This window comes from Thiorhodovibrio winogradskyi, from assembly GCF_036208045.1.
Lineage (GTDB): Bacteria > Pseudomonadota > Gammaproteobacteria > Chromatiales > Chromatiaceae > Thiorhodovibrio > Thiorhodovibrio winogradskyi.
Genome location: NZ_CP121472.1, coordinates 3,295,629 through 3,309,469 on the forward strand (window position 1 = coordinate 3,295,629; position 13,841 = coordinate 3,309,469).

General features: G+C 58.9%; 14 protein-coding genes and 1 pseudogene. 10 read left to right on the top strand and 5 right to left on the bottom strand.

Annotated elements, in window-relative coordinates:
* Positions 1-21: 21 nt before the first annotated feature.
* Positions 22-213: a hypothetical protein gene (locus Thiowin_RS14830; RefSeq protein WP_328983774.1), complete on the top strand. Its 192-nt coding sequence runs from the start codon at positions 22-24 to the stop codon at positions 211-213.
* Positions 214-273: 60 nt separating this feature from the next.
* Here Thiowin_RS14830 and Thiowin_RS14835 read toward each other — a convergent pair whose 3' ends face one another.
* From Thiowin_RS14835 to Thiowin_RS14845, 3 genes are all read right to left on the bottom strand, one after another.
* On the bottom strand, positions 274-852 hold the full coding sequence (locus tag Thiowin_RS14835; protein WP_328983775.1) for a lytic transglycosylase domain-containing protein: 579 nt from the start codon (positions 850-852) through the stop codon (positions 274-276).
* 304 nt (positions 853-1,156) lie between these two features.
* The gene (locus Thiowin_RS14840) at positions 1,157-1,873 is read right to left on the bottom strand and encodes a Crp/Fnr family transcriptional regulator (protein ID WP_328983776.1); all 717 of its coding nucleotides are present in this window, start codon (positions 1,871-1,873) and stop codon (positions 1,157-1,159) included.
* The gene (locus Thiowin_RS14845; protein ID WP_328983777.1) at positions 1,870-2,322 is read right to left on the bottom strand and encodes a helix-turn-helix domain-containing protein; all 453 of its coding nucleotides are present in this window, start codon (positions 2,320-2,322) and stop codon (positions 1,870-1,872) included. The genes Thiowin_RS14840 and Thiowin_RS14845 overlap by 4 nt, the downstream gene beginning before the upstream one ends.
* A gap of 74 nt (positions 2,323-2,396) precedes the next feature.
* Here Thiowin_RS14845 and Thiowin_RS14850 point away from each other — a divergent pair, with 74 nt between their 5' ends.
* Positions 2,397-2,975: a hypothetical protein gene (locus tag Thiowin_RS14850; protein WP_328983778.1), complete on the top strand. Its 579-nt coding sequence runs from the start codon at positions 2,397-2,399 to the stop codon at positions 2,973-2,975.
* A gap of 98 nt (positions 2,976-3,073) precedes the next feature.
* Here the strand turns inward: Thiowin_RS14850 and Thiowin_RS14855 are convergent, their stop codons facing one another.
* On the bottom strand, positions 3,074-3,394 hold the full coding sequence (locus Thiowin_RS14855; protein ID WP_328983779.1) for a tyrosine-type recombinase/integrase: 321 nt from the start codon (positions 3,392-3,394) through the stop codon (positions 3,074-3,076).
* Positions 3,395-3,546: 152 nt separating this feature from the next.
* On the opposite strand from Thiowin_RS14855, the gene Thiowin_RS25355 reads away from it, so the two are divergent.
* The 8 genes and pseudogenes from Thiowin_RS25355 to Thiowin_RS14895 all read left to right on the top strand — a co-directional run.
* Positions 3,547-3,807, top strand: coding sequence for a GNAT family N-acetyltransferase (locus Thiowin_RS25355; RefSeq protein ID WP_408034221.1), 261 nt, complete (start codon positions 3,547-3,549; stop codon positions 3,805-3,807).
* Between the two features lie 88 nt (positions 3,808-3,895).
* Entirely contained in the window at positions 3,896-4,567 is a 672-nt protein-coding gene (locus tag Thiowin_RS14865) for a YfaP family protein (RefSeq protein ID WP_328983781.1), read from the top strand.
* A 113-nt stretch (positions 4,568-4,680) separates the two neighbouring features.
* Positions 4,681-6,081: a serine/threonine-protein kinase gene (locus Thiowin_RS14870; RefSeq protein WP_328983782.1), complete on the top strand. Its 1,401-nt coding sequence runs from the start codon at positions 4,681-4,683 to the stop codon at positions 6,079-6,081.
* A 200-nt stretch (positions 6,082-6,281) separates the two neighbouring features.
* Positions 6,282-7,553, top strand: a complete 1,272-nt coding sequence (locus Thiowin_RS14875) for a PilT/PilU family type 4a pilus ATPase (RefSeq protein WP_328983783.1) — start codon at positions 6,282-6,284, stop codon at positions 7,551-7,553.
* A 47-nt stretch (positions 7,554-7,600) separates the two neighbouring features.
* Complete coding sequence (locus Thiowin_RS14880) at positions 7,601-8,656, top strand: PilT/PilU family type 4a pilus ATPase (RefSeq protein WP_328983784.1); 1,056 nt, start codon at positions 7,601-7,603, stop codon at positions 8,654-8,656.
* 117 nt (positions 8,657-8,773) lie between these two features.
* On the top strand, positions 8,774-12,220 hold the full coding sequence (locus tag Thiowin_RS14885; protein WP_328983785.1) for an ATP-binding protein: 3,447 nt from the start codon (positions 8,774-8,776) through the stop codon (positions 12,218-12,220).
* 107 nt (positions 12,221-12,327) lie between these two features.
* Positions 12,328-12,756 carry a hypothetical protein gene (locus Thiowin_RS14890; protein ID WP_328983786.1) on the top strand — a complete coding sequence of 143 codons (429 nt, stop codon included), beginning with the start codon at positions 12,328-12,330 and terminating at the stop codon, positions 12,754-12,756.
* A 195-nt stretch (positions 12,757-12,951) separates the two neighbouring features.
* Positions 12,952-13,449 (top strand): annotated as a pseudogene (locus Thiowin_RS14895) (IS1634 family transposase); the annotation flags it as partial.
* Between the two features lie 77 nt (positions 13,450-13,526).
* On the opposite strand, the gene Thiowin_RS14900 reads toward Thiowin_RS14895, so the two are convergent.
* Positions 13,527-13,838 carry a PilZ domain-containing protein gene (locus Thiowin_RS14900; RefSeq protein WP_328983788.1) on the bottom strand — a complete coding sequence of 104 codons (312 nt, stop codon included), beginning with the start codon at positions 13,836-13,838 and terminating at the stop codon, positions 13,527-13,529.
* Positions 13,839-13,841: the final 3 nt, after the last annotated feature.

Sequence of the window (13,841 nt, forward strand, 5' to 3'; positions counted from 1 at the left end):
TCCAACCGAAAGGAGCTGTTCATGGAAACAACAGCACAGTATTTTCTCCGTTCAACGATATTTGGTGCTTTCTGTGTTAGCACAATCATTGTCTCCGCTGGCGACTTGGTCGTCGTGCTGTTTTGCGGGCTTACCCGCACGACCGTTCATCTAGATGTGGTCTGCGCGGAGAGCAATCCGACGGTGCAGGAGCGGATTTTTCCGTTGGCTTGAGTACAGACAACGCAAGCCAACCAAGTGCGCCGTCAAAGCCGTGATACCGCTGACGGATTCTCAACCAAAATACCCTATAACCCGGCGAACATACTCCCGCGTTTCCCGATACGGAGGAATCCGGTTGCCATACTTCGCAACCGCGCCCTCGCCAGCGTTGTACCCCGCCAGCGCCAGCCGGATGTTGCCGTCAAAGCGGTCAAGCAGGAAGCGCAGATAAGCCACGCCACCGCGAATGTTCTGCTGAGGATCCCAGATATCGCGCACGCCAAAGCGCCTGGCGGTCGCCGGCATCAGTTGCATCAGCCCGCACGCACCGGCAGGCGATTTCGCGTTTGGCCGGTAAGCCGATTCGGCGCGGATAACGGCATGGACGAGGTTGGGATCGACCCCTTGGCGGCGGGCTTCGGCGATGATCAGCGGCGCAAAGCGCGCCCGTCGGGCTTTGATGGTCCCGGAGACGGGTTCATGCGCGGTGACGGCGCGGATGCGACGAATTTTCGGGACAGGAGGTGCCGTGCTTTTGACATAATGTCTCCCTGCCGGCCTTGCTGTCTTGGTTTGTCGCAGTAAGCTCCGACGCAGCTCCCAGGGACTGAGCGAGCGCTCGAATCCCAGTTCACGCAGTGGTTGATCCATTCCGGAGACGGGAGGAACAACGATTCCAGCCAGAATAAAGGCGGCCACCAGGTGGCGGCCGAAAAGCGCGCTATGGGATCGAAGTCGTCTTGGTCTTGGTCTTGGACTGATGTTTTCGGGCGATCGTTGTTTAGCGATTGATCTCACGGGTGTTGGCTGCTCGTCAAAGTGACAAGGCCCCGACACTAGCAGGGCCTTGTCAGGCGAGCAGCACGGAATGACGGCCATTGAGTGCGTCTTTCCTGGCAATGACATCCTGTCGTTATCCAGTGATCGGCGTTCGCTGAACGAGTCCGACAACCACTCAGGCCGCCTGGCGCCCTGTTGGTAATTGAACTGGCATTCCGCGGCCCTGATGCCCGAGCAGCAGGATTCGGCGGCCTTCAAGGCGAATTCGACCGTCCGCAGCCAGGCGCCCCAATGCCCGACTGACGGTCACCCGTGCACAGCCGATGCGCTGGGCGAGCAGATCACGTCCCACCTTGACCAAAGTGCCCTCCGGATGCGACATGGCTGACGACCAGGCGGCGGCCTCCTGGAGCGCATCGAGCAGCCGTTTCTCGGTTGGGACCGCGTGCGCGCGATGATGACGCTCGGCCAGGTAGAGCCAACAGCGCGCATAGGACTGGAGCATTTCATCGCGCAATGGCGCATCCAGATCGGATCGCTCGTCAGCCAACAGCGACCGCAGCAGCTCGACCTCGATGGTCAACACCCGCGTCAGCCGGTTTGCCCGGAACCACAGTGTCCGAGGCGGCTCATCCAGTAGCCAGTTGTTGCCGCCGAACCAATGTCCGGCTTCGACCGGGTGCATGCTCAAGCCATTGTGGCCATCGCCCATGCGCCAGGTCAGCTGTAACTGCCCCATGAGCACGAAGCCAATGCACTGTCGGGTGATTGCCGGGTCGAGCAGATCCCCGGCCATCAACTCGGTCACCTGACCATGGGGCTCGAGTTGTCGCTGCACCGGGCTCAGACGCCCAGGCGGTGGATGCAAGGTGGTGATCGTTGCTTTGCTCATGCGGCCAGCCTCTCTGTTTGTTTTGTCAGCAAAACGACGGAAGCCCCCTGACGGCGCGCATCCGTGGTCAGTTGAATCAGCCCTTCCCGCACCAGTCCCTCGATGGCCGCGCGCAGGGTGCCGATGGTGAACCCGGTCATGTCTTCGAGTTGCTCCAAGGTCGTGTCCCCCTCGACGCCATCGACCAGCGCCAGCAACAGCAACTTCTCGCTCGGCGGGCGCCGGGACATCCACACCCACTGCCGCCAGCTGTCGTGGTTGAGCCCATCCAGGAGGGAACGCAGGCCCAGACTGCCCATGTCCAGGACCGCCGCCAGTTGTGCCAATACCGCCGGCTCCGGGACGGCATCGCCGGTCTCAATCCGCGAGACGGTCGATTGCGGCATCCTCATTCGCTCGCCCAGCTCCCGTTGGGTCAGTCCCATGGCCAGGCGGGCACGACGAATCAACCGCGACTGTCAGCGCCGACCTGAAAATGTAACCCAGTGGTCGGCTTGAACATGTAGAGAAGATTTTCTTCTCCGTGTTCTTTTCCCTCCTTTTTTTATTCTTTTCTTCCTCTTCCTCTTTCTCTTCTTCTGCATTCCCTGCTTGTTCTGACTTTTCTTCGGCGTCGTCTTGGGCGGTGAAGCCCGCTGATATTGGCCATGCTTGGGGTAACGTGGAGGACCCCCAAGTGAAACGACGAAGACGGCGCAAGTGTTTGCACTGCGGTGAATTATTCCATCCTGACGCGCGCAACGTGCACCACCAGCGTTACTGCGGCAAGGGCGAATGTCGCCGTGCCAGCAAAGCGGCCAGTCAGCGGCGCTGGCTGGATAAAGCAGCCAACCGCGACTATTTCCGCGGCCCGTCCAATGTGGAGCGCGTGCGTGACTGGCGGGCGAAGCACCCCGGCTACGCCCGCGCCCGCCCGGCACAAGGGGCGGGGGCGTTACAAGAGGACTGCGCGGCGCAAGTGGCTGAAATAAATAGCGATTCAGAGCACTTAAACAGCAACGCGTTACAAGATCTCTTGGGCGCGCAAGAGATTGTTCTCATTGGACTTATCGCCAACTTAACCGGCTCGGCGTTACAAGAAGCTATGCCGCATGCGGCATAGCTTCTTTTATGCCGTGCGCGACGTTATGCCGATCGGGCACCGCCCGTCCGCGCGGTGCCGGCTCGTGCGGGCGGGCGATTCGGCATAATCGCCCTCGCCTAGAGACCGTTGAGGAATTGTAGGAGACGGTCGTCGGCCTGGAAGCGGCCCGGTTGGCCTGGATGGGGTTGGACCTTTTCCAGGGCAGCCTCCTTGAGGGCCAGATGTGCGTCGAGGTAGATCTGGGTGGTCTTGATCGACTCATGCCCCAGCCAGAGCGCGATCACGGTCGGCTCCACACCGGCCTGGAGAAGCTCCATGGCGGCGGTGTGGCGAGCGACATGAGGCGAGACGCGTTTGTTGGCCAGCGACGGGCAGGTGCGGGTGGCCGCCGCCGCATGCTTGGCGAACAGAGGCTCTTTATCTGCGGCGCTGTGCATCCCAGGATGTGCGGCGAGGCATTGCCCGCGTTTTCGTCGCCACACCCCCTGATGAGACGATACGTCCCGCCGGTTTTTTCGCGCTCAGTGCGGGGAGCATTCGTGCCGAGACCTTGCCACCAGAGATAGCCCGCAAGCTGCCTCGCTATCCGGTGCCGGTTGCGTTACTTGGACGCTTGGCCGTTGATTTGAATTTCCAGGGCCGTGGGTTAGGGTCGATCTTGCTCTCCGATGCCTGCCGCAAAGTGGCGCGGGCGAGCCAGGTCCTTTCCGTCGCCGCGATTGTGGTGGATGCCAAGGACGCATCAGCAGCGGCCTTTTATCGACACTTTGGTTTCCTGCCTTTGCCCGGTTGCCCAGAGCGCCTGCTGCTGCCAGCACATGTTTTAAAGGGTCTTCAAGACATCGCTTAAAGTGGATGACAACCATCTGGGATTAACGCTGCCCCGATTGCTTCCAATACAGCGCCATCACCATCTTTGTTGACGGTCCTGCCTCCCGATGCTTAAACGCCGCAGCCGCGAGATCTCCATCTTCAACCTGTCGATGCTCGATGTCTTCGCGAGCGCGATGGCAGCTTTCTTGATCATCATGATCATCCTGCTGCCGTATTACGACCGCGACGCCATCGCCGAGCAATCCTGGATCGCGGAATTGGAGCAGGACTTGAACGCCGCCCAGGAGGCCTTGTCCCGATCCGAGGCGGCGCATGCTGCCACAGAGGCTGAGGCCGGCGCAGCGCGGGCTGAGGCTGAACAGCAGCAACAGCGAGCGGATCGCTTGGCGAGTCGCTTGGCGCGCACATTCTTGGTGCTGTACATTCGCTGGAACACACTCGATGACATCGACCTTCATGTGATCGACCCCAGCGGCGCTGAATTCTTTTTCGAGCACAAGACCCGATCTGGCCGCCCTGGCGAACTCAGTGAAGATACTGTCAACGGACCAGGCAATGAGGTCTGGGAGGTGCGCGATGCCCCTTCGGGCGACTATCGCATTGTCGCTCACCTGTTCAAAGTCAAAGACCGTCGCAAGCCGGTAGAGGTTCAAGGCCGGGTGTTTCATCGCGACGGCAGTAACGCCTTTCCCAATGTCCAACTCCATCGCTCGGATGCGTCGGTGCTCATCACCACCATTCAAGTCGATAACGATGGAAACGTAACGCTGCGATAGTCGATCAGTGCAAAACCGAGCGTCTTGCTGTGTTGCAGCTTGCTGTCTTCGCAGCGATGACAGCACAGAATGCCACAATCGATCATGAGATCTCTGAAGTGACAGGACAGCCGATGCCAACTGCTACCCAACCTGCCGAATTGTGTCCCGGATGTTTTCAGCTGAAGGGTGCTGCCAATCCCTGCCCACACTGCGGCTTCGATGAGACGGCCCCGCGACCGCTGCAAGCACTGCCGCTGCGAACGCAGCTCAACGAACAGTTCGTTGTCGGTCGGGTGCTTGGCAAGCCTGGGGGGTTTGGTATCACTTACCTCGCCTGGGACCGGATACTCGAAGCCACGGTTGCCATCAAGGAATACCTGCCCCGCGAGCTGGCCATGCGTGCGCAGGACAGCCGCGCCCTGCATCCGCACAGCCAGGAGGAAAGCGACCTGTTCCGCTACGGTCTGGAGCAATTCCTCGCCGAGGCGCGGACGCTGGCCAAGCTGGACCATCCCAATTTGGTGCGCGTGCGGCAGTTCTTCGAGGCCAACGGCACCGCCTATCTGGTGACGGATTACTACCAGGGCTGCTCGCTGGCCGAGCATCTGGAGCGCCAGCCCGGCGGAAAGATGAGCGAGCCCGACGCCCTGGCGCTGATGCAGCCGATCTTGGATGGCCTGCGCGCCGTCCACGCCAAAGGCTTCCTGCACCGCGACATCAAGCCACAGAACATTTACCTGGCTCAGACCGACAGCGGCAGCGTGCGCCCCATCCTGCTCGACTTCGGCGCTGCCCGGCAGGCGATGGGGGATCGCAGCCGCTCGCTGTCGGTGGTGATCAGTCCGGGCTACGCGCCCTTTGAGCAATACCACCGCAAAGGCCAGCAAGGGCCGGCGACTGACATCTATGGCGCGGCGGCGGTGCTGTATCGGATGCTCACTGGCGTGGCGCCGCCGGAAGCGACCGAGCGAATGGCGGGGGATGACTTGCGCCCGGCGGCTGACTTCGGCATCGACGCAGCGATCAGCGGGGCTCTGACGCAGGCGTTGGCGATAAAGATGGACGAGCGGCCAGCGTCGATTGGGGTTTTCCAGCAGGCGCTGAATTGGCAAGTAATGGATTTTGATGAGGAGCACGGCATTCAATCTGCGCGTACCGAGATTAAGCACTCAGCGCTGCGGGTGCCAGAGTTGCAAGAGCATCCTTTGAAAAGACCTGGAGGACGCGTCGGTCGGATGCTGATTGTACTGATTGGCCTGACATCACTCGCCGGTTTAATCGGTGCGGCGCTATGGAGGGATGCGCAAGAGCGCGCGCGCCAGGAAGCGGCATTCTCTGCGCAGTTAATCGAGCAGGACAGGACAGCCTATGCCGCCGCTGAAGAAACGGATACAGCTGAAGCCTATCGGGCATACCTGAGCGCCTGCGTGCCCTCAAGCTCCAGTCCCTCCAGCCAGTCCCCCCAACCATCTACCCCAAAGCATCATGCGCGCGCTCGCCAGAGCGCCGCTCGCCGTTACGTCTCAAGATAGACCAGATGCTGGCGAGCCATGGAAGTGGCCCCGCAACCGCCCGTTTTTTGGGCAACATCAATCCTGCGTGCAAAAAGCACCATCGCAATGCTGCGAAAAAAGCCGATTGGGTTTAATGTTAGGGTCTTACGCCCGATCGCTCTTTAGTCTTGCCCGAGCGGCCGGCGCGATCATGCAATCCCAAGCGACAGGAGACCCTGATGGATCGCCAGCAAGCTGCCAAGTTCATGCTCGACTGCCTACGCATGATGATGGCCCGCAAGGGCTCCGACCTCTTTGTGAGCGCCGATTTCCCCCCTGCCTGCAAGATTGACGGCAAACTCACGCCGCTGAGCGAAAAACCACTGAGCGCGGAACAAACCGGCGTGCTGGTACGTTCCATCATGAACGATTACCAGCTCAAGGAATATGACGCCAACAAGGAATGCAACTTCGCCATCAGCCCTGCCGGCATCGGGCGCTTTCGCGTCAACGCCTTTGTCCAGCAGGGACGTGCCGGCGTGGTCTTGCGCACCATCCCAACGGAAATACCTGAGATCGACGACCTCGGACTGCCGCCGGTGCTCAAAGACCTGGTGCTGACCAAACGCGGCATGATTTTGGTCGTCGGCGGCACCGGATCGGGTAAATCCACCAGCTTGGCCGCCATGATCGGCTACCGCAACGAGAAAACCCACGGCCATATCATCACCATTGAGGATCCGGTGGAATTTGTGCATCGCCACCGCAACTGCCTGATCACTCAGCGTGAGGTGGGGGTGGATACCGACTCCTGGGACAATGCCTTGGTCAACACCCTACGTCAGGCGCCCAATGTGATTCTGATCGGCGAGATACGTCAACGCGAGACCATGGAGCATGCCATCAATTTCTCCGAGACCGGCCACCTGTGCCTGTCCACCTTGCATGCAAACAACGCCAACCAGGCGCTGGACCGCATCATCAACATGTTCCCGGAAGAACGCCGAGCGCAGTTGCTGATGGATCTGTCGCTTAATCTCAAGGCGGTGATCTCCCAGCGTCTACTGCCGCGCATCGGCGGTGGGCGGGTCGCCGCGATTGAGATCATGATCAACAGCCCGCTGATTCAGGATCTGATCTTCAAAGGCAAGGTGCATGAGATCAAATCCGTCATGAAGCGCTCGCGCGAGCAGGGCATGCAGACCTTCGACATGGCGTTGTTCGATCTCTATGAGGCAGGACTCATCACGCTCGAGGACGGCCTGCGCAATGCCGACTCAACCAACGAACTGCGTTTGAAAATCAAGCTTGAAAGCGCCGACGCGACCGAAGGCGATGCCTTTGGCGACACCCAGGGGTTCGCCCTGGTGGGCGAGGACGAAGAAGACCTTCCGCCGGAGCAGCTTGGCAAAAAGCCCTCTGGAGAGGATGCCTCGGAAACAGCCTTTGACCTCGACAGTTTTGATCTTGCCGAAGCCTCGCTGGACTTGGAATCAGACTTTAAACGCTGAGATTTGTCTCTCCTCGCCCCGCGCATGGCACAACATCGGGATCGTCCATGGATATCACCCCCTACCTGAAACTCATGGTGCAAAAACGGGCCTCCGACCTGTTTTTCACTGCTGGCACGCAAGTCAAGATCAAGATTGACGGCGTGATCCAATCGATCGGAGACACTATATTCGATAATACAATGTGCACCAGCGCTATTCATTCGGTTTTGACCAGGGAGCAAATTGAATTTTTTGAAACCCATCGGGAAATCGACTTCGGCATCGGCCTGACCGGGCAAGGGCGTTTTCGCATCAACGCTTTTCATCAGCGCGGCACCGCAGCCATGGTGATCCGCTACCTAAGCAGTAAAATTCCAAGTATTGAGGATCTTGGCCTGCCGGACATTCTCAAGCGTTTAATCATGCACAGACGCGGCATCATTCTGATGGTGGGTGCCACAGGCTCTGGCAAATCAACCACCCTGGCCGCCATGATCGACCACCGCAACAACTCCAAGCCTGGTCATATTCTAACGATTGAAGATCCGATCGAGTATCTGCATTCGCACAAGCAATCCATTGTCAATCAACGCGAACTCGGTCTGGACACCCTAGACTATGCCACCGCTCTGAAAAGCGCGCTGCGTGAGGCGCCTGATGTGATTCAAATCGGCGAAATCCGCACCCGCGAGACCATGGAGGCCGCCATTGAACTGTCCGGCACCGGCCACCTGGCCATTTCCACCCTGCACGCTAATAATGCCTATCAAACCATGGAGCGCATCATCAATATGTTCCCCATGGAGATGCACAAAACGCTCTTTATGGATTTGTCCTTGAACCTGCGCGCTATTATTTCTCAACGCCTGGTGCGCACGTTAGAGGGAAAGCGGGTCGCGGCTATCGAGATTCTGATGAATACTCCGCACATCAGCGACCTGATCCGCGAAGGACGGGTGGATGAAATGCGCCAGGCCATGGCGGAGAGCAAAGAAGAAGGCATGATCACCTTCGACAATGCTTTGCTCAAGCTTTACCGTGACGGCCTCATTTCATTGGAAGAGTGCCTTGGCAATGCCGACTCGGCGGCCAACCTGGAGGCGCGGATCAACTTCGGTTGAGGCAATTGCCTATCCTCCAATCCAACACCGCGTTCGGAAACAGCGCGATCAATGGCTGGTTTTCAGGCCAGTCAGTCTGGTGGCCGCGTGTCACCTGTCAACCACTGGTGCCACTCAATGCCCACAGTCGATTCTCCTGACGCACAGGAGCCAATAGGTCGCGCCGCGCCGCGCGGGCTCACGATTCCGCTGCTGGCCTGCATCGGGTTAGTCATTGTCTCTGGCATCCTGGCATCCTGGCGCATGGGCGTACGGGAAACCCAACTACACGAGAAAGTCCTGACCGAAGCCCTGGGGCTGGCCCAAACCCTTGCGCTTTACCCGTTCGATACCACGCTGCTCGCCAATCCATCCGCCTCTTCCGACCAAGAACAACAGACATCAACCCAACTGAGCTGTCATCTGCACCGCTTTGCCGCTTTTGCCGGCTACAGTGCTATCTGGACCCTGAGTCAGCAGGGTGAGAACTTTCAGTTCGGTCCTGGCAGTAACAACCCTGGACGCGACTGCAGACCGCGGCTAGATGGACAAAGGCCTTCCATTCCGCCCGAAACAGCACAAGTATTCACCAGCGGGCAGGCCGTTATCAGCGCTCCCCATGGCCGGGACGGCGCACCTGTGATCTCTGTTCTTGTCCCCCTCGACCCGGTACCGAGAGATCAAAACGCAGACTACGTGCTTGGTATCGATATTGCAGCTAGCCACTGGCGCGCGGCAATCTGGAGTGCTGCCATTCTCCCCTTGGCGCTTGGCGGAGTCCTGACTCTTGCCTTCATCATCGCCGCTGGCGTTGTTTACCACAGCGGCGCGGCCAGCGAACAAACATCGGCAAGTCTACGTTACCTTGAGCCCGTGTTGGCGGCCTTGACAGGACTCGCTCTCACCCTGGCCGCCACCGCAATTGCCAATCAGCTTGAACGGGATTCCAAGTCCGATTTGCTCGAGTGGACGAGTTCCCGGTTTAGCTTGGACATGGCAAGGATCCTGCGCGCCCAGCAGGCAACATCCAATCAAGACAGCGCGGCCCCCCCGCCAAGCTTCGCCACAGATCAGCTCATGCCCGCCAGTGGCCTTGCGAGCGCCGAAGTCCCAGCGGTCATTGCTGCCCGCCATCTGCTTGAACAGAGCTTACTCCAGCAGCATCGCTTCGAGCTCAAGATAGATGCTGACCTGCTTGCCTTGAACGATCAGGGAACCGCGCGTCTGATCAGGCCCGTATCCGATACTCACCAACAGAATCAAACAGCAAAGGTCCGCTTCATTCCTCCGCTGTCAGCAACAACAAATCTCCAGGAATTGTTGCCCTTGTTCACCGAGGGTGAGACCTTCGCCATTCAACTCAAAATCGGCACGACCTCGGCTCTGCAGGCGAGCGCCGCACGCGCAACAGGCGCCATTGGTTTGATCCTAACCGCCGTTGCCACCGCGCTTGTGGTCTGGTTGCGCGGACGCCTGGCCAGTCTTGAGCGACTCCTGAATCAACGAAATGACGCCTTGCAACAACGCGAGGCCAACTTCAGCGCTATCACCAATTCCGTACGCGACGCCATTATCATGATGGATAATCGTTCGCGGATCACTTACTGGAATCCCGCCGCGGAGCAATTGTTTGGGCACTCCGAGACCGAAGCCAAGGGACAGGATCTGCATCGTTTACTGGGCGGCCCGGAACTTGCCAAAACCTATCACAGCGGGAGCTCGGACAAGAGCGCACTCAGCGGGGATCCTCTGGTCGGTCGGCTAGTCGAGGTGGAGGCAAAGCACAAGAATGGCAAGCGGGTGCCTCTCGAACTATCGCTATCGACGATGCTCCTGGACCGCAAATGGCATGCCATAGGGGTGCTGCGTGACATTACCGCACGCAAGCGTAGCCAGGAACGACTGGTCAAACTCAACAACTGCCTGGCCAATCTTGGATCGGACTACCGCGAGAACATTGACCGCATTACATCGGTGGCGGGGAAGATACTCACGGCCGACACCGCGCTTTACAATCGGCTCGACAATGGCCTGCTGGTCACGCTTGGGAGCTGGCAAGCACCCGAGGATCTCCCACCGAAGGATGCACCCGAGGGCCATATCTGCTACGACCTGATCAAGGGAAGCGCCAACCGCGACAGCGGTCGCTGCGGCGGCAGCCTGACTGATGCCATCAGTAGCCAGGATGCCTTTTTTCTCGATGACCTGACGCTGACAGATTATCCGCGCACGGATCCGGCGGTACGCAACTATGCACTCAAAGCCTACTTTGGCCATGTGGTACGTTGTGGTGGGGAGGCAGTTGGGTCGCTCTGCGTGGTCTTCAAGCATCAGCGCACCCCAAGCGACGAGGAGAAACGCCTGCTCGGCATCCTGGCCGCGGCCCTAACCACGGAGGAAAACCGTCATCTCGCCACTCTGGAACTCGAGCTGAGCGAGAAGCGAATGTCCCTTGCAATGCGTAGCACTGGCATCGGTATTTGGGAGTACGAACCAGACACCCGACAACTGCGCGCCGACACCTCTATGCACGGCTTGCTTGGACTGCAAGCCGTGCTGGCAACCCGCTCCATCGACGATTGGGTTCTGCGCCTGTTGCCGGAGGACATGCCCAAACTCAAGCAAACCCTGCAAACCAGCCTCACTCAAGAAGGCGAACTCGACGAGGAACTGCGACTGCCCATCACCGAGAGCGAAGTGCGTTACCTGCGCATCATCGGCAGCGTTCACGCAAAGGGTCATGATGATAGGCCTTATGTCATCGGTGTTTGCTACAACATCACCCGCCGCAAAGAAACCGAATCCCGTCTGCGCCAGGCCAAGGACATAGCCGAGAAAGCCAGCCAGATGAAAACGCGGTTCCTGTCACAGGTGAGCCACGAACTGCGCACACCAATGAATGCTGTACTGGGCTTTGCTCAATTGCTCGACAGCGACCCAGACCTGAACGAGGACCAGCAGGACAGCGTTCAGGAGATTCTGCGTTCCGGACATCACCTGCTAAAACTCATCGACGAGGTGCTCGACCTCGCGCAAATCGAATCCGGCGAGACCGAGATTCATATCCAGGAACTGGTCCTGGCTCCTGCACTCGAGGAGTCCCTGACTTTGATCCGTCAACTGGCGCGTGAGCACGAACTGAGCATTCACTTCTCCAGCCCCGAGGATCTGGCTGTCGCGGCCGACTCCTTCCGGCTCAAGCAGATCCTGATTAACCTGCTCTCCAATGCCATCAAATACAATCGCCCGGGTGGTTCCATCTGGCTCGCGGCGGAAGCCTTGCCTGAAGATTTGGTGCGCATCAGTGTGCGCGACACAGGAGCCGGAATTCGGGCCGATCAACTCGGCGATCTGTTTGAGCCATTCCAACGTTTGCCCGATGCTCAGCTGAGCGGAGTCGAGGGCTCGGGTATTGGTCTCGCCGTGGTCAAGCGTTTGGTGGAGCTGATGGGTGGGAATATTGGCGTTGAAAGCGTGCCTGGGGAAGGTAGCTGCTTTTGGTTCGATCTGCCGCGCCGTCCGACGGACTTGGCAGTTGTTCCACTGCTTAGACCGGAACCCGCTCATCCTCTGGTCATCAAATAGGCGCGACACCCACTTTAAATACAGGTCATCGCATCATGAAGAGCTTCAGTACACACATAATGTTAATGCATTCAAACGCAGAGCGGACCCTCCAATCTTTTTTCGTGATGAAAACAGCATCCAAGGCCTTGTTCCTGTGCTGCCTGGCAAGTGCCAGTCTGCTGCTCAGTGGCTGCCCCGAGGATCCCATGGGTCCAGATAATCGCATGGCGCTCATTGCTTTTGGCCGCTGCGATCATCAGCAGGCCCTGGAGTTGACGAACAGGGCTATCGAACGCGGAGAAGACCCGCATCATATTCAACGCGCGTGGATGCTAAAGGCCGCGATTCTGCGCGATCAGGGCCAGATGGCCGCACTCAAGACCATCTACCCGCAACTGGATGCGGCATGGAAAAACGCCCGGAAAAGCGAACTCTCAGACAGTCGTCGCGAGCGCGACATTAATATCCTGATCGATGTTGCTCATAACGAACGCCGCGCCAATCGATTGGCCGTGGACTGTGACCGCCCATTGCAAGATGCGCCAACTCGCTGATTGGCGCGGAAGACGAAGAGGCGTTATTTGTTCAGCTGGAAGGAATGCCATGGCAAGAGGTATTGGAGGCTGTTCTCAATTTTGCCGGCTTCATCCCATCCTTATCATTCCGCCACCTGAGTCTCACTTTAGCGCACATGTCAGAGGAAAGTCAGCCAATGCCTAGCCCATATTTGACATTTTCACGCTACTTGCCAGCAATGGCCGGCCTTGGCACGGCACATCGAGACCCTGATTGGCGGGCAGTCGGAGCTGTTCTCGGAACTGGCGGAACTGGATGCACGCTGGAAGCCGATGGCGCAACAGTTGGCGGCGCAAGTGATTCGCGCCCGCGCGGTGACCTGTCCATCCAACGCGAGTGCGCCTAACTTCCAAAGCGTGGATGTCGAGACGGTGGATGTGGTGCGCCCGCGCAGCGTGGCGGTCGAGCATGTCGCCTTGGCCGCCTGGCGTCAAATCGGCTTGGAGGACAAGCTCGCGCCGCTGGGATTCAGCGGCCCGCAACGCGCGGCGGCCATTGGCAATGTGATCGGGCGGATGGTGGCGCCCGGCAGTGAGTTGGCGACGCATCAGTGGTTGCAACAACGCAGTGCTTTGGGGAAGTTGATTGACGTTGATTTCGCCGACCTCGACCTGATGGCCCTCTACCTCATCACCGATCGGCTGCTTGCCCACAAACCGGCGTTTTGGTCCACCTCAGGTATGGCTAGGAGGACAGATGGGGCGGTGGAGATTGAACGCGGAACCCTAGACGGTACAGTAGTGAAGCCTTAAGGGAGCTGTGGAGCCTTGTGCAGTAATTCGGGTAGCGGGTCTTTGAGCCGCAGCCCAATATCACCGCTGCTGCCGCGAGCAACCTGTGCCGGCAGGCGCCATTGGCGGCCGCTGTGGAGAAATTCCAGTTCGACCGAGGTGCCAGGCGGCAAGGTCAGTGCTTGCACCCGAACTTCGATTTCATCCTGTGAAAGTGCGCGCAGGCTGGCCCCCTGAAAACGGCGTTTGCGATAACGGATAAAGACCGGAAGATCGAGCCTTGGTGGATGGTCCATCTGATTGATGCCGATGCTTGGTTGTGGCTGCATGGG

Coding starts and splice junctions, on each gene's coding strand:
- Thiowin_RS14830 (WP_328983774.1), top strand. CDS start 22: ATGGAAACAACAGCACAGTATTTTCTCCGTTCAACGATATTTGGTGCT.
- Thiowin_RS14835 (WP_328983775.1), bottom strand. CDS start 852: ATGGATCAACCACTGCGTGAACTGGGATTCGAGCGCTCGCTCAGTCCC.
- Thiowin_RS14840 (WP_328983776.1), bottom strand. CDS start 1,873: ATGAGCAAAGCAACGATCACCACCTTGCATCCACCGCCTGGGCGTCTG.
- Thiowin_RS14855 (WP_328983779.1), bottom strand. CDS start 3,394: ATGCACAGCGCCGCAGATAAAGAGCCTCTGTTCGCCAAGCATGCGGCG.
- Thiowin_RS14865 (WP_328983781.1), top strand. CDS start 3,896: ATGCTTAAACGCCGCAGCCGCGAGATCTCCATCTTCAACCTGTCGATG.
- Thiowin_RS14870 (WP_328983782.1), top strand. CDS start 4,681: ATGCCAACTGCTACCCAACCTGCCGAATTGTGTCCCGGATGTTTTCAG.
- Thiowin_RS14875 (WP_328983783.1), top strand. CDS start 6,282: ATGGATCGCCAGCAAGCTGCCAAGTTCATGCTCGACTGCCTACGCATG.
- Thiowin_RS14880 (WP_328983784.1), top strand. CDS start 7,601: ATGGATATCACCCCCTACCTGAAACTCATGGTGCAAAAACGGGCCTCC.
- Thiowin_RS14885 (WP_328983785.1), top strand. CDS start 8,774: ATGCCCACAGTCGATTCTCCTGACGCACAGGAGCCAATAGGTCGCGCC.
- Thiowin_RS14890 (WP_328983786.1), top strand. CDS start 12,328: ATGAAAACAGCATCCAAGGCCTTGTTCCTGTGCTGCCTGGCAAGTGCC.
- Thiowin_RS14900 (WP_328983788.1), bottom strand. CDS start 13,838: ATGCAGCCACAACCAAGCATCGGCATCAATCAGATGGACCATCCACCA.